The sequence below is a fragment of the Pseudomonas sp. LjRoot277 genome (assembly GCF_964253845.1).
Lineage (GTDB): Bacteria > Pseudomonadota > Gammaproteobacteria > Pseudomonadales > Pseudomonadaceae > Aquipseudomonas.
The window spans coordinates 2410063-2431852 of record NZ_CAXURI020000001.1; the positions used below are offsets into that span (position 1 = coordinate 2410063).

16 protein-coding genes and 1 pseudogene are annotated in these 21790 nt (G+C 56.6%); 4 read left to right on the top strand and 13 right to left on the bottom strand.

Annotated elements, in window-relative coordinates:
• Positions 1-200 precede the first annotated feature (200 nt).
• From ACSQ87_RS11405 to ACSQ87_RS11435, 7 genes are all read right to left on the bottom strand, one after another.
• Positions 201-1301: a DUF6708 domain-containing protein gene (locus ACSQ87_RS11405; RefSeq protein ID WP_317851629.1), complete on the bottom strand. Its 1101-nt coding sequence runs from the start codon at positions 1299-1301 to the stop codon at positions 201-203.
• A gap of 311 nt (positions 1302-1612) precedes the next feature.
• Positions 1613-2707, bottom strand: a complete 1095-nt coding sequence (locus ACSQ87_RS11410; RefSeq protein ID WP_317851628.1) for a DUF6708 domain-containing protein — start codon at positions 2705-2707, stop codon at positions 1613-1615.
• An 81-nt stretch (positions 2708-2788) separates the two neighbouring features.
• A complete protein-coding gene (locus tag ACSQ87_RS11415; RefSeq protein WP_317851627.1) occupies positions 2789-3946 on the bottom strand; it encodes a DUF6708 domain-containing protein in 1158 nt (385 codons plus the stop codon).
• Positions 3916-7236, bottom strand: coding sequence for a toxin VasX (locus ACSQ87_RS11420; protein WP_223432688.1), 3321 nt, complete (start codon positions 7234-7236; stop codon positions 3916-3918). The genes ACSQ87_RS11415 and ACSQ87_RS11420 overlap by 31 nt, the downstream gene beginning before the upstream one ends.
• Positions 7233-8132, bottom strand: a complete 900-nt coding sequence (locus ACSQ87_RS11425; RefSeq protein WP_223432687.1) for a DUF4123 domain-containing protein — start codon at positions 8130-8132, stop codon at positions 7233-7235. The genes ACSQ87_RS11420 and ACSQ87_RS11425 overlap by 4 nt, the downstream gene beginning before the upstream one ends.
• Positions 8125-10167 carry a type VI secretion system tip protein TssI/VgrG gene (gene tssI / locus ACSQ87_RS11430; RefSeq protein ID WP_436273602.1) on the bottom strand — a complete coding sequence of 681 codons (2043 nt, stop codon included), beginning with the start codon at positions 10165-10167 and terminating at the stop codon, positions 8125-8127. The genes ACSQ87_RS11425 and tssI overlap by 8 nt, the downstream gene beginning before the upstream one ends.
• 131 nt (positions 10168-10298) lie before the next feature.
• Positions 10299-10814 (bottom strand): Hcp family type VI secretion system effector, encoded by a 516-nt coding sequence (locus tag ACSQ87_RS11435; RefSeq protein ID WP_150655443.1) that lies wholly within the window; start codon positions 10812-10814, stop codon positions 10299-10301.
• Positions 10815-11257: 443 nt separating this feature from the next.
• Here ACSQ87_RS11435 and ACSQ87_RS11440 point away from each other — a divergent pair, with 443 nt between their 5' ends.
• Positions 11258-11935, top strand: a complete 678-nt coding sequence (locus tag ACSQ87_RS11440) for a type 1 glutamine amidotransferase domain-containing protein (RefSeq protein ID WP_223432685.1) — start codon at positions 11258-11260, stop codon at positions 11933-11935.
• Positions 11936-12014: 79 nt separating this feature from the next.
• Here the strand turns inward: ACSQ87_RS11440 and hglS are convergent, their stop codons facing one another.
• The 3 genes and pseudogenes from hglS to ACSQ87_RS11455 form a co-directional block, all read right to left on the bottom strand.
• The gene (hglS, locus tag ACSQ87_RS11445; protein ID WP_223432684.1) at positions 12015-13394 is read right to left on the bottom strand and encodes a 2-oxoadipate dioxygenase/decarboxylase HglS; all 1380 of its coding nucleotides are present in this window, start codon (positions 13392-13394) and stop codon (positions 12015-12017) included.
• Between the two features lie 262 nt (positions 13395-13656).
• Complete coding sequence (locus tag ACSQ87_RS11450; RefSeq protein ID WP_223432683.1) at positions 13657-14598, bottom strand: alpha/beta fold hydrolase; 942 nt, start codon at positions 14596-14598, stop codon at positions 13657-13659.
• A 22-nt stretch (positions 14599-14620) separates the two neighbouring features.
• Positions 14621-14935, bottom strand: a pseudogene (locus tag ACSQ87_RS11455) (flavin-containing monooxygenase); the annotation flags it as partial.
• 239 nt (positions 14936-15174) lie between these two features.
• On the opposite strand from ACSQ87_RS11455, the gene ACSQ87_RS11460 reads away from it, so the two are divergent.
• The 3 genes from ACSQ87_RS11460 to ACSQ87_RS11470 all read left to right on the top strand — a co-directional run bounded on the left by ACSQ87_RS11460 (position 15175) and on the right by ACSQ87_RS11470 (position 18322).
• Complete coding sequence (locus tag ACSQ87_RS11460) at positions 15175-16248, top strand: diguanylate cyclase (RefSeq protein ID WP_223432682.1); 1074 nt, start codon at positions 15175-15177, stop codon at positions 16246-16248.
• Between the two features lie 76 nt (positions 16249-16324).
• The gene (locus ACSQ87_RS11465) at positions 16325-17569 is read left to right on the top strand and encodes a M20/M25/M40 family metallo-hydrolase (protein WP_223432681.1); all 1245 of its coding nucleotides are present in this window, start codon (positions 16325-16327) and stop codon (positions 17567-17569) included.
• Between the two features lie 450 nt (positions 17570-18019).
• Positions 18020-18322: a hypothetical protein gene (locus tag ACSQ87_RS11470; RefSeq protein ID WP_223432680.1), complete on the top strand. Its 303-nt coding sequence runs from the start codon at positions 18020-18022 to the stop codon at positions 18320-18322.
• A gap of 112 nt (positions 18323-18434) precedes the next feature.
• On the opposite strand, the gene ACSQ87_RS11475 is transcribed toward ACSQ87_RS11470, so the two are convergent.
• The 3 genes from ACSQ87_RS11475 to ACSQ87_RS11485 form a co-directional block, all read right to left on the bottom strand.
• Positions 18435-19304 (bottom strand): isocitrate lyase/PEP mutase family protein, encoded by an 870-nt coding sequence (locus ACSQ87_RS11475; protein ID WP_223433501.1) that lies wholly within the window; start codon positions 19302-19304, stop codon positions 18435-18437.
• A gap of 304 nt (positions 19305-19608) precedes the next feature.
• Entirely contained in the window at positions 19609-20643 is a 1035-nt protein-coding gene (astA, locus tag ACSQ87_RS11480) for an arginine N-succinyltransferase (RefSeq protein ID WP_150655450.1), read from the bottom strand.
• Between the two features lie 61 nt (positions 20644-20704).
• A complete protein-coding gene (locus tag ACSQ87_RS11485; RefSeq protein ID WP_223433500.1) occupies positions 20705-21721 on the bottom strand; it encodes an arginine N-succinyltransferase in 1017 nt (338 codons plus the stop codon).
• Between the last annotated feature and the right edge of the window lie 69 nt (positions 21722-21790).

Here is a 21790-nt window from a genome sequence, read left to right on the forward strand (position 1 = left end):
AATTTGCGCGCCCGACAGCGAAGTCTAGATAAACGTCGTTGGTATCTCTATGTAATTGGCGGGCACTGAATGGCGGCATACCTGTAGGGACTGGCTTCGGTGACAGGTAAACAGTCTCTACACCGGACCTGATTTCAGAGTCTCCGGCATGGGGTAGTCGATTGTATTTATGCCTCGTGGACACGGCTAATCAGCTCCGTTCAATCATTTGTTGATTCTTCTGCCTTGGTTTCGTTTAGGTTGGCCTTAAAGTACGTCATGAAATCCTGTCCTTGAGAAAAGGCTTTTTCGATCTTCATGCTTTGCTCATTCAAAGCTGAGCTCGGTTTGGCCCATTGCTCAGACGGTAAAGGTTTGGACCACTCAGCAATAGATGCAGGTAGAGATTTCATGCTGAAACGGTGATCCCATTCTGCTACCCAGTACGGAAATCGCCACAAAGTGATTACATGAGAAAAATACCACCAGCCAACGCTCAGAGCGGAACGCTCGTTGTGTTGGTACCCCTCTAGCATATCTGCCCGCTCTTTATCGAAAGTATGGCGACCCTCGTAAGGTGCTTTATCTGGGCAGTATTGCGTTCCCTTTTCCATGTAAACGCGAATTGCTTCCCACTTACCCAAGCCATGAGTTGGGGTCATTACACCTTGGTTTACAAAGTGCACGGTATCGGCTTTCAGGTCGTCGAAAGCCATGCCGAATGTATAAGTGCTCATGACGCCTACTCCGGTAACACCGGTGCTGACCGAGAGCCAGGACACCATCCCTTCCCAAGGCTGAATCACAGGCTCATCAGATCCGTCCGCAAAAAAGCAGACCTCACGCCGTTGCCTATTGAAGCGAATAGGACGGCTTTGAGATTTTTTTCGTGTCGTGCTTACAACGACGTACAAACCAAGGGCCGCGAATGCTGTTCCCCCCCATCCGGAAATATATAAACCCGACTCAAAGAATTCGCTGAAGTACCAAGAGAAATCACGGCCAAATGGATTGTTGAAGGTCGAAAAACCCATGATAGTAGGTAAAATAAATAGGCAGGAAATTATAAAGCCCATACAAAGGCCGATCATCGCTCTTGCCTGAAATGCCTTGCCAAAGTTGCTGCTACCTACATCGAGATAGGTTTCATTGACCTCGATGAAGCTACCCCCCAGATCCATTGGAGTGCTACCCGTAGGTACGGGAAGTGGAGAAAAGAAAACAGCCTCTCCAGTCGCAAAACTACGAGTTTCACCGGATGCAGGTCTTTTTTTGCTCAGTCCAAGCATATCGTCGCGAGGTGATTGGTTCTGTAAAGGCATCAAATTTCACCGAGGCGTTGGGTGGAGCCAGGCACGTTGAGAAGATCAGTAGTCACGAGCAATGATGGCGTACTGGCATTGCGGACGCGTAGCGCGGGAATAGAAGGAATCGTTTTTTCTTTCCCTGAAAAGCAACAAAAGGGGACACCCATTAGCCGGTCCCAACTCAAGGCTAATGGGCGTCCCCTTTTCCTTTGGTGGCAAAACGACGAGTTTCACCAACGATAGGGCGCTGCTGTTGTATATCGAACTTGTCTTACTGCGGAGAGGTTGGTGTCATGCAGAAAGCCATAAAGTTTGTTCAGTTCTATTCAATTATTTGTTGATTCTTCTGCCTTGGTTTCGTTTAGGTTGGCCTTAAAGTACGTCATGAAATCCTGTCCTTGAGTAAAGGCTTTTTCGATCTTCATGCTTTGCTCTTTCAGAGCGGCGCTTGGTTTGGCCCATTGTTCCGAAGGTAAAGGTTTGGACCACTCAGCAATGGATTCAGGTAGAGATTTCATGCTGAAACGGTAGTCCCATTCCGCTACCGAGTACGGAAAACGCCACCAAGTGATCAGGTGTGTCAGGTACCACCAACCAACTCCTAAAGCGGAACGTTCGTTGTGCTTGTATTCCTCGTGCATGTCCTGTCGTTCTTGATCGAAAGTGTGGCGACCCTCGTATGGTGCTTTACCAGGGCAAAACTCCGGTCCTTTTTCCATGTAGGCACGTATGGCTTCCCATTTGCCTAGTCCATGAACAGGAGTCATGACCTCCTGTGTAAGAAAGTGCACCGTATCGGCCTTGGGATTATCTATGGCCATGCCAAAGGTGTAGCTACTGATTACGCCTACTCCGGTGAATCCTGTGCTGACTGAGATCCACGCAACCGTGTCTTCCCAAGGCTGGATCACGGGTTCGTCGGAGCCCTTCGGGAAGTAACAGACCTCTCGGCGTTGACGGTTAAATCGGATGGGTCGGGCGCGGGCTTTGCTTCTTGTGGTGCTGATAATCGCGTACAGGCCAAGCAGCGCTGCTCCCCCTCCACACCAGAGCGCTAGTGATATTCCGAACTCAAAAAAATCGTTGAAGTAAAACCAAAAGCTTCTGCCGAATGGATTTATGAATGCTGCGAAGCCCATCAAGGTTGGGAGAACAAATAGACAAACGATAACTACGACTGTAGGGAGTGATACAGCTAATCGTGCTTGGAAAGACTTGGTGAGATTGCTGCTACCCAAGTCCAGATAGGTGTCGTTGACGTCAACAAAACTTCCGCCGAGATCCATTGGAATCTGTCCGGTAGGAACAGGTAGAGGTGAGAGGAACAATACTTCGCTAGTGGGAAAACGACGAGTTTCCCCGGCGACGGGGCGCTGCTGTCGAATATCGAACTCGTCGTACTGCGGAGAGGTAGGTATCATGCAGAATAACCATTAAGTGCATCTCCGGCATGAGGTAGCCGATTATATTTATGCATCAAGGACGCGGCTCATCGTTTCCAATCAATTATTTATCGCTTCTTCTGTCTTGATTTCATTTAGGTTCGCCTTGAAGTACGTCATGAAATCTTGTCCCTGAGCAAATGCCTTTTCGATCTTGGCACTTTGCTCTTTCAACGCTTGGCTCGGCTTGGCCCACTGCTCAGTCGGTAGAGATTTTGACCACTCAGCAATGGAATCAGGTAGAGATTTCATGCTGAAACGGTGGTCCCATTCAGCAACCCAGTACGGAAAGCGCCATAAAGTGATTACATGAGTGAAATACCACCAGCCAACACCTAACGCGGAGCGCTCGTTGTGTTGGTACTCCTCAAGCATATCTCCCTGCTCTTTATCAAATGTATGGCGGCCTTCGTACGGTGCTTTACCGGGGCAGTGTTGTGGCCCTTTTTCCATGTAAACACGTATCGCCTCCCATTTACCCAAACCATGAACTGGAGTCATTACTCCCTGGTTCACAAAATGAACGGTATCAGTTTTAGGTTCGTCAAATGCCATGCCAAAGGTATAAGTACTCATGACGCCGACCCCAGTTACCCCCGTACTGACAGAAAGCCAGGAAACCATTTCTTCCCACGGTTGGATGACCGGTTCGTCAGACCCATTAGCAAAAAAACAGACTTCGCGGCGTTGCCTATTGAAGCGTATAGGGCGGGTACGGACTTTGGCTAGAGTAGTGCTGATGACAACATAGAGTCCCAAAACTGTGGCTCCTGCTGCTCCCCAAGCGCCGATTGCAGCGCCGGTGGGGAAAAACTCTATGAAAATATGTGTAAATGTTCTGCCATAGGGATCACCAAAACTCATTAGCCCGGCGATGAAGGGGCCGATTATCAAACTCACAATCAGTATGAGCATACTGCTTGCGATCATGACCCTGGTTTGAAATGCCTTATTGACGTTACTGCTACCGACGTCTAGGTAAGTGTCGTTGATATCAAGAAAGCTTCCCCCCAAATCCATTGGGATCTGGCCGGTAGGGACGGGTAGTGGCGAGAAAAACACTGCTTCGCCAGTAGTAAAACGTCGAGATTCGCCAGCGACGGGGCGCTGATGCTTGAGATTAAATTCATCGTTATTTGTTGATTTGGATGACATGTGATTCAACCGAAAAGTGGTGAGTCGGGCAGCTACAGGAAGTCGCTGTTGACCAATAGCCATGGGGCATCGGTTTTGCGCGACTTTAAAACAGAGACAGCTGAAAATAGCTTGCCATTTTGCGCGTTCAACGTCGTAGTTTCGAAGCGTTTCTCTCGGAAGGATTTATCGCCAGCAATGGGGTGATAGCGCAGGACGATAGCCAAACCATGTTGGGCGTTGGCTTCGTGTTGGAAAATGTCCATGCCTAATTTAAGCGGTTCATCCGGAGCACTGAGCAGGTTGAATTGATAAAGCAGCGGCTCGCTCCATGCCTCCCAATCATTTCGTTGGTGGTTTGTCAGCCAGTAAGCGCTCACGCCAAACTCTACATCATTTAGTTCACGAGCCGTGATTCCCGGTATGCGCAGTACCGCCATAGCCTTGTTGTTTATCGTCTGCAACGCTACCTGCGGTGCTGCCGTTATGTCGGCAAGCAGCAGGCGCTCCTCAATCAGACTGCGGTTGGCGCTCTGCTTACCCCAAGGGCCTTTTTGCAACCAAGTATCCAAAGCTGTTTTGTTGTTTCGGTTGTACAGCCACTCTCCGCCCAATTGCAGACCAGTAAGCACCAGGCCAATCAAGTTGGCTTTGGCAGCAATGCTCAACAGTTGACCACCCGCTTTGACCCAAACCAGTGCACGTGCCTGACTTACGGTGGTAAACGCCTCATAAATGGATTGGCCACTCCTGGCGAAGGCCCATCCATTGAGCGCAAGTTGTCCAGAGTCTCCAGCTAATGTCATGCTGGCGCCTGTCAACTTGGCACCATTCCCTGAACGTAGCGCCTCTGTCCATTTGGCAGCCGATCCTTTTTCACCATACATACCTGTTCCTGCGGCAACTGCACTGAATATGTAGGCAAATGGGCTCAATGCTCCGGTGATTTTCCCTAGCTTAGCGGCCAATTTAATTTTGCCGGCGGCGCTTGTGTAATTTTTGATAGCGACAGAAAGACTTGTAATGGCAATACCCTGTGCAGCAGCCAAACCGCCTCCTACCGTAGAAAATAGGGCGTTAAAGAAAGATAGGGTATCTGCGCTATCCCACACTGCTTTAGAACGTGCTTCGATAAAAACCTGGTAGAAATTTATCGTTTGCATGACAAATGCAGCCGAAGCAAACACATCGCCACCCACTGATTTGAAAACTTCTCCAGTCAAACCTTTATACGGACGCTTGAGCCGATAGTCATCGGCCATCCGCTCAAACTCAAGCACCTGAGCATTGTTAAGCCCTTTGATCTTAAAGGCAGCCTTACCCGGTCCGTCACCAACAGGACTCATGGCCTGAGCTACCCTCCCCTCAAGTGGAGCGACAGTTTGTTGAATGGCTTTGCGGCGAGATACCAAGGTTTTGTAACCGCCTTTTGGTGACCGGCCTTTACGTTCATCAGCCAGGGTTTGCCGAATCTGATTTTTCAGCGAGGTCATTTGCTGGCGCAGATCTGTCAGTTTGGCTATATCAGCTTTGAACGCAGCAATTTGATTCGCAGAGGCAAACTCCAACGTAATACCTCCCTTACCAAAGGCACGCAGAACATCTATCCAGGCCGAGCCAGGAATCCGGCGCAATACTTTTGCCGGATCTAGCGGCTGGCCACTGCGTAGCGCTTGCATGGCCTCATCCAGCGCTCCTGCCAGGCGCAATTGCTTTGCCGGCTCATACGCCGTATTGCGCAACTGACCGAGCACAATGCCGTTTTCACTCAATTGCATTGCTGCTGAGAGATTCTGAGTGAGCAAATTGCCAAATTTTCCGCTGAGTGCTTGGGCTCCCTGATAGTCGTCCTTGACCATATAGGTATCGCGCAGGGACTTGATGAAAGATGTGACCTTGGCGTGCATGTCCTTCTGATCAGTCAAGCTCAATGTGAAGAAGGTTGGTACCGTAAAACCCGGATGTTTCTCGATCAGATCGGCAAGCTTTTCAGTCGCTTTATCTGTCCGGCAAATGTCTCTCATACAGGCATATTCAGTAGCGAGAGTTGTGTCGAGTTGATCGCCAAATTTGGGGTCGAAATACCAGGCTGAGCGTTGGAAGCGTTCTTCACTGATCAGATTCGCGCGATCGTCACTGATCAGATCTAGACGTTTGTTCCAACGACTGAGTTGGGCGCGTTGCTGTTTCAGAAAGGCTTCCATAGCGGGCCGATCGATCAGATCGTTGATGCCCTGTTGTCCCATTTTTGCGCCGTCGAGCGCGTCATCCGCGTTGTCTTCGATGGTCTCGATCAGGTCTTCGTACTTGGAATGCAAAGGTCCAAGACTCGTACGCATCCGCGACTTTGAAGCTGCAATAGCCCCACTATGCGTACCTGCACCGGAATATTGGGTTTGATTTTTAACGTTGACGTAGTCGACGATCGACTGCCGCTGCTCTTCGCTTGTTTCGTCCTTGAGTTTGGCAAAACGAGGGTCGCTTTGAGCGGCATTCAGAATGGTTTCGCCAGTTACGGTGTACAACGATTCGATGTAGCAACCAAACACATACTTCTTTTGATTGGCTTCAGCGTCGCTCCAGTCACTGATCCAGCCTGTTACCAAATCCTGATGCTCAGCGAGATCGCGCAGCACACCGATGTCATCCTGTATCACCACATACAGATGGTCACGCTCGTTTTCTGCCTTGACTTGCTTTTTGAGCGTGCCCAACTGAGTTTTTTTGAAGTGAGGTGTTTGCTCCCAGAGATAGTCTTTGCTTTCCTCAGGTTTGGCACCCGTAACCGCCGGCTCTTTACTCGGCTGCTCCGCAACCTCCGCAATCCATTTTTTCGCCTGACTTGGCGTCAACAGATTGGCCGCGCCTTTCTCCGGATCAGTCTTGGTCAGGTCCACTGCCTGCATGAAGTATTCACGTTCAGACTTATGCTTGATGACCTGCGCGCATTTGGCGGCGGTCCATTGCACTTCGGAGTAGTTGACGTAGAGCTTGCTCAAACGCGGGAAGACCAGCACGGCTTCGCCCACGTTGCTTTCGCGTTTGTTGGCGGTGATTTCGCCTTTTTCCCACAGCAGTTGGGTCACGATGCCGTTCTGGATACGGTATTCGTGCATGACGGCTTGAGGTTTCTTGTCGACAATGACGTAGAGCCAGCCGTCGCGGATCAAGCGAATTCCCAGAGGACGTGAGGTGGTTTTGTACGGCATGGCCAGTGCACTGGATGGGTCGAGTCGTTCGACCAGGCCATAACGGAGAGGGATGAGCTGGATTTTGGCCTTCATCAGCGAGCAGCCGCCCAGGGCACACTTGCCGTCGTCCCGGCTTTTTGCAACGTTGTTCGGGCTTTTGCCGGTCGATGTGGGCGTTGTCATCCTTGGCTCCTTAGCAGGGTTTCAGCCCGTTCCTGGGCAATATCAGCGACGCGTTCGAGTCGCTGAGAGGGCGTTTGTTCCGATGGCGTTTTAAGTATCGCATCCAGGTCCGGATGTTCTTCCAGCGCTCGTTCACCGAGAAACCCGTGAATGTTGGCGTAGAGAGTGATGTCGAGTTCGGTGTTGAAGCCGCGATCATACGAGGTCGAGGCCAATGCGTGCAGGTGTTCCCAGCGCTGCAACGGCGTCGCTTGCGAGTGATAGGACGGAAAGTATTCGCGCATGTGTTGGTCGAGGCGCAGGACGATGCTGCGGAAATTCACTTCATCCAGTTGGCTGAGTTGCTCGTCGCTCAAGCGGTAGCGTTTGCAGTGGTTCGGCTCGGGGGCTTTGCCGGGGCGCTGGTTGATGTGCCAGCAGCCCAGTGCCGCGTCGGCGGTGACGATCTGCGAGCACGGGCCGAACAGGGTAGGGTCCTTGATGCTCTCGGCGTGGCTGAGCAATGCGTAGGACACGGCAGGGTCGGCGACGCGCAGCAGGACTTCTTCACCCTGAGGGTGCATGACGCTGGTCAGCCAGCGGAAGTGCTCGACCATTTGTGCCCAGGGTTGATCGCTGAACACGAGGTAGCCCCATTCTTGGCGAGGCTCAGCCAGAAACTTTGCCAGGATGGGATTGTTCTGCGCCTTTATCTGAACCAGACATGGCGAAACGTCGCCCAATTCAGCCCACCGGGTGCCGAGGTAGAGTGGCTCGAAAACCGGATTATCCGACCATTGATAAAGGTGTTGAGGCAGATTCTCGACGCTGACGCCATCCAGTAGCAAACTGACGGTGCCATTCCACGGCAGGCCTTGAGGCAACCCATTTTCCAGCGGCCACTCGGACTTAAGCATTTTGCGCCTCCAGTTTGGCCTTCTCGCAGATCGCGCAGATTGGCTTCTTCTGCATCAACGCTTGCCGCTGAGCGGGCACCAACAATTGGCCGGCCTTATCCGCATCCGCCTGCTTCAACGGTCCCGGCAACAATGGCGCCGCCCCCGTCCCATTCCCCGGACTCCCGCCGGAGTTCATGTTGATTACCTGCCCGCTCATGGTCACGCCGCTTGCATCAATCTTGATGAAGCTGCCGCCGCCCTTGAGGGTCAGCTCACTGCCCGCTTCGAGCACGACTTTCATACCGCTGCTCAGGTGGATTTCCTGGCCCGCTTCAATGAATTGCCCAGTGCCGACCTTGATGTGCTGGTTGACGCCCACGGTCAGGTGGTCGTTGGCGCGGGTTTCGACTTTACGGTCGGCGTAGACGGTGTGGTGTTCTTCGGCCTTGAATTCGCTGTAGCTGTTTTGCTCGACGGTGTCGTGGCGTTCGTTGCCGACGCGAATCTTCTGGTCGTGCTCGACGTTTTCGTCCCAGTCGCGTTGGGCGTGCAGGAAGATTTGTTCCTGGCCCTTTTTGTCTTCGATGCGCAGTTCGTTGTAACCGCCGCCACCGGGGGAACTCAGGGTTTTGAAGGTGCTGCGGGTTTTGTTCGCCGGCAGGGCGTACGGGACGACATTTTCCTTGTGGTACAGGCAGCCGCTGATCAGCGGTTGGTCGGGGTCGCCTTCGAGGAAGGTGACGAGCACTTCCATGCCGATGCGCGGGATGGCGATGCCGCCGTAGTGGGCGCCGGCCCAGGCGGAGGAGACGCGCAACCAGCAACTGGTCTTGTCGTCGGCCTGACCTTCGCGGTCCCAGTGGAATTGCACTTTGACGCGGCCGTATTGGTCGCAGTGGATTTCTTCACCCTTGGGCCCGGTGACCACGGCGCTTTGGCTGCCGAGAATGCGCGGTTTCTTTTGCGTCAGGGGCGGGCGGTTCGGCACATCCCACGGGGTGGCCTGGAAGCGGTTGCGGTAGCCCTGGTGGAAATCGTCTTTCAGGTTGGTGGTGTTGCTGGTGACCGACTCTTCCAGTACTTGCGGCTGTTTGCCTTCGTGGAGGATTTCGGTCAGCAGCCACAGGTCGTTCCATTTGGCTTTTGGGTGTTGGGTCAGGGCCAGGAAGTGGCCGCTGACCAGCAACGGCTGATCGCTTTTGCCTTCGGCGAGCTGGAAGTCACTGCGGTGACGCTCGAGGGCGCGTTTGGCCAGGTGCTTGCCGCGTTCGCGGTCGATGAAACGGCCGGGGTAGTCGTAGTCTTCGAGGTCGGGCAGGGCGTCGCCACGGTTTTCGCTTTCCAGGGTCAGGCGCGGTTTTTCGAAGTCGTAGTCGCGGCGGGTGGTGCGGCTGGTGCGGGTTTCCAGGCGCAGGTCGAAGCGCTTGATCACCGGGTCGTTGGCGACCATGCCGGAGTCTTGCTGGTAGGCCACGGCGGCGAGTTTCGGGAACACCGTCTGGTCATCGCCGAACACCAGCTTGTGGGCGTTGGCGCTGTGCTGAAAGTGGTAGTGGATACCTTCTTCCTCGCACAGACGCTGGACGAACTGCAGGTCCGATTCATCGTACTGAACGCAATAGATGCGCTCGGGATAAATCGCCCCGACTTTGAATTCGTAGGCATTGCTTTGGATGCCGTGCTCTTCGAGGACGCTGCCGATGATTTTCGGCACGTTGAGGTTCTGGAAGATGCGTTGGTTGATGCGGTGCGCCAGGTAAGACAGTTGCGGGCGCAGGGTCACCGCGTAGCGGGTCAGGCGTTTGCCGGAATCACCCTGGGCGGCGCGGTAGATCTGGCCATGGATGCCACTGCCGTCAGGCGAGAGCTGCAAGAAGGCCGGTTTGTGCAGCAGGGTCTCGAGGTCCAGGGACGGCTGTTCACTGACCAGCTCCACCTCAAACACAAAAGGCTGGCTGATGGCTTCCCGACCTTGCAGGGAAAAAACCTGGAAGTCGCTGGAAAGACCTTCGATGGTCAGGGCAAAGTGAGTTTGATTGGCCGGCGCGAACATCCCTTGTTCCTCGTGCAGTGCTGCGGCGCTCGCCTGCACCCAAACGGGCGCTTGCGGACGCGAAAATTCCTGGAAGGCGCAAATGACATCGACCAGCAGAGCTGGCCGATGTTTGGAACCGTCAGCCGCGATTAAGCGACTGGAACACGCCAGTCATCGGAACCCGAAGTACCGGATACTTCGTGGGTCCAGGTGATTTTGCGGTAGGTGAATTGCACTTCTTCCAGGTGAGTGAAGTGCGAGTTCGCCGGGTCCTGGCAGTTGTGCATTTTGTTGTTGATGGCGACGATGATCGCGTCTTCCAGTTTGGTGGTGTAGTAGTGCTCTTGGGTACCTTGAGCCGAAGTGCGGTACCACTGGATAACGATTTCGCTCATGCGCTCGCCGGAGGTCAGCGCCGCTTGCAGCAGTGGCGAAGACTTGTCGTATACCTTGGTGATCACGACTGGCTTGTGAACGCGCTGACCGGTCGGTTGGCCGGACTGTGGGTCACGCGGGATGATCACGTCGTGGCTGAAAGCCTGAACCATGACCTGGTCTTCGTGACCTTCCTGGTAGGTGTTGCCAACCGAGTCGGCGGTGAACGCGCCGGCAGTGATCAGACCTTGTTTTTCGCCAGTGACGGACATGTACGCTGGTGTAGCCATGGATGTGCTCCTTGCTAAAAGTTAGGGTGCCCGGGAGGCGGTATCGCCCGGTGGGTGGCTGACTGTTATCAAGGTCCGTGCCAGAAACGGTGAAGGCTATATAAATCAGGTGGTTGAGAGGTTTTTCGGTGCTCGCGGAGAATCTTCGGCAGAGATCGCCGGTGAATGTGCGCAAGAAGTTGCGCAGTACTGCGCAACTTCTTGCGCACTTGGCTGGGGGCCTGACAGGCCGGGCGATCAGTCACCCGGGAAGGGCTTTCGCAGTGATGAGTGCGCAACTTCTTGCGCATCAAGGCGGTTAGCCATCATTCGGTGACCCATCGTCTGATTGGCCGAAAACCGGTAGCAGAACCGCTAGGGTGACAGGTGCAACGAATGCTGCAGCCTGGAGGTCAAACTCAGCGCCGAGATGAATGAACATCTGCGAACTCAAGGAGAACGACATGAAAATCCTGATGGTTCTAACGTCACACGATCAATTGGGTAACACGGGCAAGAAAACCGGCTTCTGGCTGGAAGAATTCGCCGCACCGTACTTTGCCTTTAAAGACGCCGGCGCTCAGTTGACCCTGGCCTCACCCAAGGGTGGTCAACCACCGCTGGACCCAAAAAGCGACGAGCCTGACGCGCAAACCGCGGCCACCGAGCGCTTTCGCAAAGACCCCCCCGCCCAGTCCGCATTGGCGTCTACCGCTCTGCTGAGCAGCGCGAGGGCTGAAGACTACGACGCGATTTTCTATCCGGGCGGGCATGGCCCGCTGTGGGATTTGGCCGAAGACAAAATTTCGATCGCTCTGATCGAGGCGTTTTACAAGGCAGGTAAACCGGTCGCGGCCGTCTGCCACGCACCGGGTGTGTTGCGTCACGTCAAGGGCGCGGACGGTCAGCCGCTGGTCAAAGGCAAGCGCGTGACGGGGTTTACCAATTCAGAGGAGGAGGCTGTGCAACTGACGAAGGTTGTGCCGTTTCTGGTGGAGGACATGCTTAAGGAGAAGGGTGGTGTCTATTCCAAAGGTGCTGACTGGGCGAGTTATGTACTCACTGATGGTTTGCTGATTACCGGTCAGAATCCGGCCTCGTCCGAGGCTGCTGCTGAGGCGTTGTTGGCGAAGCTGAAATAGGATCAAAAGATCGCAGCCTGCGGCAGCTCCTACACCAATCTCTGTAGGAGCTGCCGCAGGCTGCGATCTTTTCAACGTGTCATCGCGTAATAGCGGCGAAACATTCCTCGATCGAGCGCCGCTGCGTCTCGGCATACAACGCCAATTCATCAATCGTCGATCGCCCCAGCGCCTTCTCGAACACCTGCTGGTTCGAATGCACGCCATAGTGGGTTTGCGCTGCATCCCCCAGGTTCGACTGAAAAATCCCCGCAGCGCTAACCGGCAGAAAATCTTCGTACACCAACGGTTCAACCCGCAAATACCCGCCGCTGAGCAGATCCTCCAGGGACCACGATTTCAGCTCATCGGCCCCCAAGCCTTTTTCCGTGACGAAGTAGCGAAAGTACGCCAGTTCCTGTTGGCGCATGCCCTCAACGGTGTCAGGGAATTCTGCAAAGTGCTGCACCATCAGCGCGTTGTAGCGAGCGGCGTTGGCTTCATTGGGGAAGTCTTTCAATTCATCCCGGGCCGCGTTGAGCAAACGGTCGTAAAGCGCCCGGCCTTTGGGGGTGAGCGCGGCGCCGCGTTGCTCGATTTCGCCGAAACGGGCACTGTGGCTGCCACGATTCTCGGCTTGATCGGTGAAGGCGACAGGCTCGTCCAGCGCCTTGAAACTGGTCTGGCGCAGCAGAATCGGGCACTGACGGCGGGGCGGGCCTTCGATCACCGCTTTGGGGGTGATGCCGTGGGCAGGCATTTGCGCCTGGACGATGTCGATGTCGAGGGTGCGCGGCGTCAGGTGGTTGATATGCGGACCGGTGAACGCCACCACGTCGGCGATCAGGCGATGCTGGGCGCTGAGTTTGCGGTACTGCTCGGCGGTCACGGTGGCGGTATGGTGCCAACGGAACGTTTCCAGCGCCTGCTCGACGAAGTCCTGGGCCTCCTGTTCGGTGAGGCCGCCCTGGGTTTCGGCGCGATCGATGAGGGTCAGCGCAGCGGGCGTGAAGATCGAACGCTTGTCCAGCACCGATTGGGCGAACGCTCGCAGTTCCAGCTCTTCGATCAGTTCCAGGCGCAGCAGGGAGGTGAATACCCGAAACGGGCTGACCTGCAACGCCGCCTCATGCACCGCGCGAAAAGCCGTGGAGTGCACCGGTACGCCGGCCGGGGTCAGGTCGTAATAACCCACCGGCTGCATGCCCATCACCGCAAACAGCCGGGCGAGGGTGGCCAGTTCATCGGCGGTGCCGACACGGATCGCGCCATGTCGCTCCAGGTCCAGGCGCTGGATTTCACCGGTGCTGTTCAACTGTCGGGCGATCTGTGGATCGCTGTCCAGCACGTGACGGTTGGTCTGTTCCACCAGTTCCATCAGCGCGCCGTACAGCGGCACTTCTTCGCGGTACATGTCGGACATCGCTTTGGAAAAGCGTTGGCGGATCAGGTCAGGGCTGACGAAGTTCGGGTGACTCATTAAAGAATTCCTGATGCGGTGACGTAAAGGATGCGGGAAAAGATCGCAGCCTTGTGCGGCGCCGACAAACGAAGAATCTTACGGACTTCATTCTGCAAAGGACTGCTGGTTGTAGCAGCTTGTAGCAGCTGCCGAGCCTGCGAGGCTGCGTTCGGCTGCGAAGCAGTCGCAAACCCTGTATGCACGTTCCTTCTGACACACCGCAGTGGCTGATTTCACGACTGCTTCGCAGCCGAACGCAGCCTCGCAGGCTCGGCAGCTGCTACACAGGAAGTTCCGAACGCAGCGATGCCAAAAATTCCCGATACAGCCGCGCCGTGTTCGTTGGTTGCTCCACCATCGGCATATGGCCGGTGTGGTCCCAGACTTCCACTCGCAGATCGGCGATGCCTTTGCTCCAGATCGCCACGCTGCTGACATCGATCAAGCGGTCCTTGTGTCCCCACAGCAACAGCGCCTGGCACTTGATGTCGGGCAGTTTCGGCTCCATCGGCGGGCTGGCGCGCAAGTCCCTGAACATTTCTTCCAGCTCCTCGCGTTGCTGTTCATAGCGCTGAGCGATGGCGTCCAGCACCACCTTGGGTACCCACGGTGGTTCGGCCATGGTCATGGCATAGAAGCGCTGGAATTCTTCCCGTGAATGAATCAGGAACGGGTTGTGGCCCTTGGCCAAATGCCGCTCCAGGTCGCTGGCTTCGGGGGCGGTGACCCCCGCCGGGTCGATCAGGGCCAACGAAACAATTCGATCCGGGTACGTGGCCGCCAGCCACGCTGCCATGTAACCGCCCATCGAGTTGCCGATCACATGGACTTTCTCGACGCCGCAGACATCGAGCAACTGGATCATCCGCTTGGCCTGCAAGGGAATGTCGTAGCCGCCTCCCGCTTTGAAGCCCGTTTCGCCATGGCCGGCGATGTCGGGGATGATCACCCGATAGTTGCCGACAAAGTGCCGGGCAAAGCGCAGCCAGATGTTCTTGTCGGCGCTGTAACCGTGGAGCATCAGCACGCTGCTGGACGCTTCATACGGCCCGCCTTGCCAGGTCGAAACGGTCATTTCGGCGATCGGCACGACAATTTTGTGCAGTCCATACAGCTTGGCTTCTATCGACATGTTCAAGTCATAGAGCCAATGACCGATGGCCGGGTAACTCAACCAGCTCCAGGCCACGAAAACTGCGATTGCGACAACCAACAAAAGCATCAGGCATCTTCCTTTTACGTGATCAGGACAGAATGTGATCGGCGGGTTTCAGCGCCCTGGTCAACCGGTGATAGCTGAAATTGAACCCCGGAAACATCGCAATCACATGACCGCTCTTGCTTTGATACCAACTGTGGCAGCCCCCGGACTTCCATACGGTGCGTTCCATTTCCCTATGGATCATTTCAGTGTAGGTACGTTCTGCTTCGGGGCGTACTTCGATGCTGCGCAAACCGTGTTCTTTTAACGTGCGGATGCAATCGAGAATGTAGTTCATCTGAGACTCGATGATGAACAGCGCCGAGGTGTGGCCGATGCCCGTGTTGGGGCCGGTGACTGGCCGCCAAAACCGCTGCCGATGATCAACACTTGAAAGGTTTGCATGGGCCTCCTTTTTATCGTTATTGATCGAACCCTCCTTTCATGTATAGCCAAACATCGGGCGCTCGCCTCATGGCTATGCCTTGGTATTCAGACCGCCAGCCGGTGATGGCTATTTGCCGTTGCCCTGATAGACTCTCACCACACTTGAAACCCTTGTGTTTTCAGGTTCCGTTCTGTGGCGCAGAGGCCTCTATGGAAAAAACGGGAGGAAAAGGACTTTCACTGGCCAGGAGGCTCTATACATCGCGAACCCTGGGCTTGGCTTTGGGGCTGTTGCTCGTGAGCGCGGCGATGTATCCACTCAACCCTGCACCGTGGGTCTGGGTGGTGATGCTGCTCAACGCCATACTCTGGCCGCACCTGGCTTATCAATGGGCGCGCCGCGCGCCAGTGCCTTATCACGCCGAACACCGCAACCTGCTGGTGGATGCCTTCCTCGGCGGCTTCTGGGTCGCCGCCATGCACTTCAATCCGCTGCCGAGCGCGACGACGCTCGGCATGATGGCGATGAACAATGTGGCCATTGGCGGTTTGCGTTTCCTGTTGGCAGGAACCGTGGCGCAGATTCTCGGGATGGGCGTCGGACTGCTGATTTTCTCCCCTGCCTTCATCCCGCAAACCAGCCAACTGCAGATGTATGCCTGTTTGCCCTTGATGTGTTTGTATCCGCTGGCGTTGGGTTGGATCTGCTTCCGCCAGGCCCACACCCTTGGCCGACAAAAGCGTGAATTGCTGGCCCTGAGCCGCACCGACAGCCTCACCGGCCTGCTGAACCACGGCGCCTGGAAGGATCAACTGGAAGTCGAATTCCAGCGTTGCAAACGTCAGCAGCAGGGCGGGGCGATTGCGCTGATCGACATCGATCATTTCAAATCCATCAACGACACCTACGGCCACGTTGCCGGGGACATCGTCTTGCGTCAGTTGAGCAAAATGCTCAAGCAGAACTTACGCGCGGCGGATGTGGCCGGGCGCTACGGTGGCGACGAATTCTGCGTGATCCTCCCGGACCTTCCGCTCTCGAGCGCTGCGGCCGCCATGGATGCCCTGCGTGATCGCTTCGCCACCTTGGGTTATGAGCAGAGCCCGGCGCTGACAGTCAGCCTGAGCATCGGCCTGGCCGCTTTCAACCCGGCCCACACCGACGCAACCCAGTGGCTCAACGACGCCGACCTGGCGCTCTACGAGGCCAAAGCCACCGGTCGCAACCGCGTCATCTGTTGCGGCGAGGACGAACCGCATCGCGAATTACTTGATTCGGTGTGAAACGTGATCGGTCTAGAGCCTTGCGCCGTAGTCAGGTAGGGTGTTTTTCACCCCGACACGAAACAAGGATCGATTCATGACGTTCAACCGCCCTCGCTCCCTGCTGGCCACCAGCCTTGGCCTGACCCTCGCCCTCGGCGCTTTCGCTCCCGCAGTTTGCGCCGAACCGCACAAACAAGTCCTCGCCGATTCCGAACAGTACAAGGGCGAAGCCCTGAAGTTACTGGAACGTTTGGTGAACATCGACTCCGGTTCCGGCTATGAACCGGGCCTGACGAAAGTCAGCGACATCGCCATCGACGAACTGAAAAAGCTCGGCGCGACTATCGAGCTTGTGCCCAATACCCCGGACAAAAGCAGCCATGTGATCGCGACCCTGAAAGGCACTGGCAAGGCAAAAATCCTGCTGATGGCGCACATGGACACTGTCTTCAAGGAAGGCTCGGCCGCCGAGCGTCCGTTCTACATCAAGGACGGGCGCGCCTACGGACCGGGCGTGATGGATGACAAGGGCGGCATCGTTGCCGGGATCTACGCGCTGAAAGTCTTGAAAAACCTAGACTTCAAGGACTACGCGCAAATCACCTTCCTGCTCGACGCCAGCGAAGAAACCGGCTCGGACATCGCCACCGACCTGATCAAGAAAACCGCCAAGGCCCACGACGTCACCCTCAACCTCGAACCCGGCCGCCCGGCGGATGGCCTGGTGGTGTGGCGCAAAGGCAGTGCCACCGCAGTGGTCGAGATCAAGGGCAAGGCAGCTCATGCCGGTGTCGCGCCAGAACTGGGACGCAACGCCGCCATGGAAGCGGCGCACCAGATTCTGCAGCTCGGCAAACTGGGCGACGCGGAGAAGAAAACCACCATCAACTTCACCGTGCTCAAGGCCGGCGACCGCACCAACGTCATTCCGGATCAAGCCACCGCCAAGGCAGACGTGCGGGCGGCGGTGCCGGAAGAGTTTGACCGGATCGAGAAGGACCTGGCGCGGGTTTCGAAAGACAAGCTGATTGCTGACACAGAAGTCACCACCACACTTCAGCGCGGATTGCCGCCGATGCCGCAAACGCCGGAATCCGATCGGTTGATGGCCATGGCTCAGGGGATTTACGGGGAGATTGGCCGTAAGTTGACGGAAGAGGGTAGCGGTGGTGCGGCGGATGCCAGCTTGTCAGCGGGTGTGGGCACGCCGACGCTGGATGGGTTCGGGATTGTTGGCGGCAATATTCATACGCCGGAGGAATACGCGGAGGTTGAGAGCGTGGCGCCGCGGATTTATCTGTTGTCTCGGATGATTATGGAGTTGGCTAAGGCTCACTGAATCGTGTGCGATTTGGGGGTGGTGATGGGTCAGTTGGATCGACCCCTCACCCTAACCCTCTCCCCAAGGGGGCGAGGGGACTGACCGAGTTGTTTTGGCTATTTACTGCGACCTGAGAGATTGAGTCGAACTTGGATTCGGCCAACAGCAAATCACTTAAAAATCGCATTCAACTCGGTCGTTCACGTCGCCGGATTCCTCAAGAAACCCACGGTCAGTCCCCTCGCCCCTCTGGGGCGGTCCGACGTTTCGGGAGGGTTAGGGTGAGGGGTGTTTCTCAAGCCGGACACCGCCGCCAAAACCACCCCACAACTTTCCAAGACGTTTCCTACAACGTACCCTGTTGCCGCGTTTCAGCATCGACCCTTATAGTTGCGTCTCGCGGCAACTCTCCGCGACGATCTTGGCCGGTCGAACACCAGGAAAACTCATTAATAAGGAGCTACCAATATGTTCGACCAAGTCATGCCCCGTTACCTCCCCATCGACACCTACGACGCCGAAACCCCGGTGCTCTTTATCAACACCCACAAAGAACTCAGCGACATCGCCGCTTGCGCTGCGCATCGCTTCACCGTGGTTCGCGATCTGGCTGACACCTTGTCCAGCCTGAACCTCAAAGACATTTCCGATTGCGATCTGATACGCGTTACCCGGGCGTTTCATCTGCTGATGCGCGAAGGCTGCGCGATGCTGAATGTGGTTCAGGCGCGGGCGTTGCAGCGGGAGGTGGAGTTCAAAACCGCGGTGTAGGCAAGATCAAAAGATCGTCCGAACGCAGCCCGAACCTGCGGCAGCTCCTACAGGGTGTACGCCATCTCAATGTAGGAGCTGCCGCAGGCTGCGATCTTTTCGTTGGTATCCGTTATTCCTTGACGCTCATAAACTCTTCCGCCCAACGGATGTATTCCTCAGGCTGCGTATAGGTATGAGTCAACTCGGTCGCATTCAGGTCCGACGCCTGAGTAAAGATCTGCCGTTGTTCCCGCAGGCTGTCATACGTGGCCTTGATCGCGGCGAAGTAGGCGCCGTGGCCGTCGATGGTGACCCGCACGCCCAGTTCGGCCAGGCGTTTATCGTCGCGCAGCAGCGGGTTGCCATAGGTGACCAGCATCAGCGGTACGCTCAGGTGCTCGGCGATTTGTTCGAGGTGGTCGAAGTCCCGCACGCCCACCATGCAAATCCCGTCCGCACCGGCCTGCTGGTAATGACAGGTACGGCTGATGACTTCCTGCACCGGCAGAATCCCGGCGTTGGTGCGGGCGATGATCGCCATCTCCGAGTCGACCCGGGCTTCCAGTGCCGCGCGGATCTTGCCGACGCCTTCCGCCACTCCGATCAGGTCGGTGGACTTGCGGCCGAACTGGGCGGGCAGCAGCGTGTCTTCGATGGTCAGGGCGGCCACACCGGCACGTTCGAGTTCGACGATGGTGCGCATGACGTTGAGCGCGTTGCCGTAGCCGTGGTCGGCGTCGGCGATGACCGGCAGTTGGGCAACACGGCCAATGCGAGTGGCCTGCTCGGCAAACTCGCTGAGGGTGATCAAGGCAAAGTCGGGGGCGCCCAGTACCTGCAACGATGCGACTGAACCGCCCAGGATCCCCACTTCAAAACCCAGGTCAGCGGCAATGCGGGCCGACATCGGGTCGAAGACCGACGCCGTGTGGTAGCAGGCGCTGGAAGCGAACAGCTCGCGAAAGTTACGGCGCAAATCTTGATGAGAAAGCCTGGACATATGAGTTCCACCACTGCAATGGGAATGGAAGGGCTTGAGCAAAAGTGTCAACGCCGAAGGAACAAAAGGCTATCACGCGAGCGGGGGAAGGATGATGACGAATTTTTGCACTGGGAAGATGGCGCCTTCCCTGTGGCGAGGGAGCTTGCTCCCGCTCGACTATGCAGTAGTCGTAAAATCAACGAACGCGAACTGTCTGAAGAAAAGTGGTATCGGCTTTGGGGGCCGCTTCGCAGCCCAGCGGGACGGTGCGGCGTTCCGACAAGCTCCCTCGCCACAGGTGTGGGGAGGTTTCAGAATCCGGTCACGCCGCAACAGCCTGCTGTTGTTGATTGAGCAGCGGCACGGCGCGTACCGAGTTGCCGGGTTGCAGTTGCAAGCGTTTGGCGGTGAGGCGGTCGACGATCAGGCTGTTGCCCACCTGCCTGGCCTGGGCGGCGGTGATGCGGCAGTTTTCCAGGCGACGGTTATGGATCAGCCACACCGGGGCCTGCTCGTCGGGTGTGCCGATGGCCAGCAGCAGCGGTTGGCTGTCACGCACGGTGCGAATATTCGAGATTGGGGCTTCGATCACCGGGCCGGCGTCAAAAATGTCGATGTAACCCTTATGGGCAAAGCCTTCGGCGGTGAGGATTTTCAGCGCCGGTTCCGTGTTCGGGTGCGCCTTGCCGATCACGGCCTGGGCCTGTTCGGTGAGCAGGCAGGTGTAGAGCGGTTGGCGCGGCATCAGTTCAGCGATGAACGACTTGCTGCCCAGCCCCGACAAGTGATCGGCGTGGCTGAAATCCATCTTGAAGAAGTGCCGGCCCAGGCTGTCCCAGAACGGTGAACAGCCTTGTTCGTCGGCGCTGCCACGCAGTTCGGCGATGAGTTTGTCGCCGAACAGGTGCGGAAACTCGGCCACAAACAACAAACGCCCCAACGACAGCAATCGACCGTTACTGCCCTGGCGTTGATCGGGTCGCAGAAACAGCGAGCAAATCTCCGATTGGCCGGTCATTTCATTGTTCAGGAACAACGTCGGAATCTGCCGCCGGATACCCAGGTCCGGTGACGAACTGACTGTGAGTCCGACCCGGTAGTTGTACCAGGGCTCGCGCAGCCCCACGGCGCCCACCAGGGCACTGACGCCCACCAACTGCTGATCGTCGTCTTCGAGTACGAAGAGGTAATCGGCATCAGCGCGTTCGACCTGTTCGGCGAAGGTTCGTTGGGCCCAGCGCACCCGGTGGGTCAGGCGTTCCTCGTTGGCCGGCAGGGTGGTGAAGCCAGGGCCAGCCTGGTGCACCAGGTTCAGCAAGGCGGGCAGGTCGGTGACGCGAACCGGGCGGACAATCATGATGCAACTCCTTCTGCACGCCTGCTCGGGCGCTGTCGTTGGGCGCGGGGCCGGGTGATGCTCACAGGGCGATCAGCCGGATCGGGCTGCCTTCGGTGACGTTCAGGGCGGCGCACATCTCGGCGCTCAACTCCACAGGTTGCCCGGCCTGGTAATCCAGATCGGCGACGATGGCGCGATAGTCCTTCAGCGAATCATTGCTCACCAGATAGCTGCCACGGGCATCGATCGTTGAGCCCGGTTGCGCCGTGCCGGTCTGGCTCTGGGCGATGGAGCGGATGCCGGGAGTGCGCGCATACAACGTCGGACCGCCGTCGAACAGGTCGATGTAGCTGTTGGTTTCGAAGCCTTCGCGCTCGAGGATATCGAAGGCCTCCTGGCCATCGGGGTGGATGCGGCCGATGCAGTCCTGCGCCGCCTTGGGCAGCATCGGCACGTAGATCGGGTATTGCGGCATCAGTTCGGCGAGGAAGGTTCGGCTTTCCAGGCCGCAAAGTCGCTCGGCCTCGGCGTAGGGCAGGTCGAAGAAATGCTTGCCCACCGCATCCCAGAACGGCGAGTGCCCTTCATCGCTGCTGAAGCCGACGATCTCGGTGATGACGGCTTCCGAAAAGCGCTGCGAGTGGGCAGCGATGAACAATAGCCGCGCCCGGGACAGCAGTTCAGAGAACCGTGTTCGCACCAGCGCTGCGTCAATATGAAAACCCCGCAGCAAGGTATGGCCACTGAGGTCGTGGCACAACGACAACGCGGGCACCCCGTGCTCGATGTTCAGCTCCCGCGAGGCGCTGGTGAAGTGCCGGTTGCGCAGGCTATAGAACGGCTCGCTGAAGCCGGCGGTGGCAAGGATCTCCGAGCAGCCCACCAAGCGCTCTCGGGTCAGGTCTTCCAGCACGAAAAAATAGTTCTCCGGGCCATGACCCTCAACGTTTTTTTCGAATGAGGCGCAGGAGTCGAGAATCTTCTCGCGCAGGCATTCGGTGTCGTCCGGCAAGGACGTGACGCCTATCAGACTTTCGCGCGCCAGTTGCTGCAACTGGGGCAGGTCGGTTAACTCGACTGGGCGTAAGACCAGCATGGATGCACTCCTGTATCAAAGGGTCCGGTGGTTGGCACCGAACCTGACTATCACTGTCGGTTTCCACGC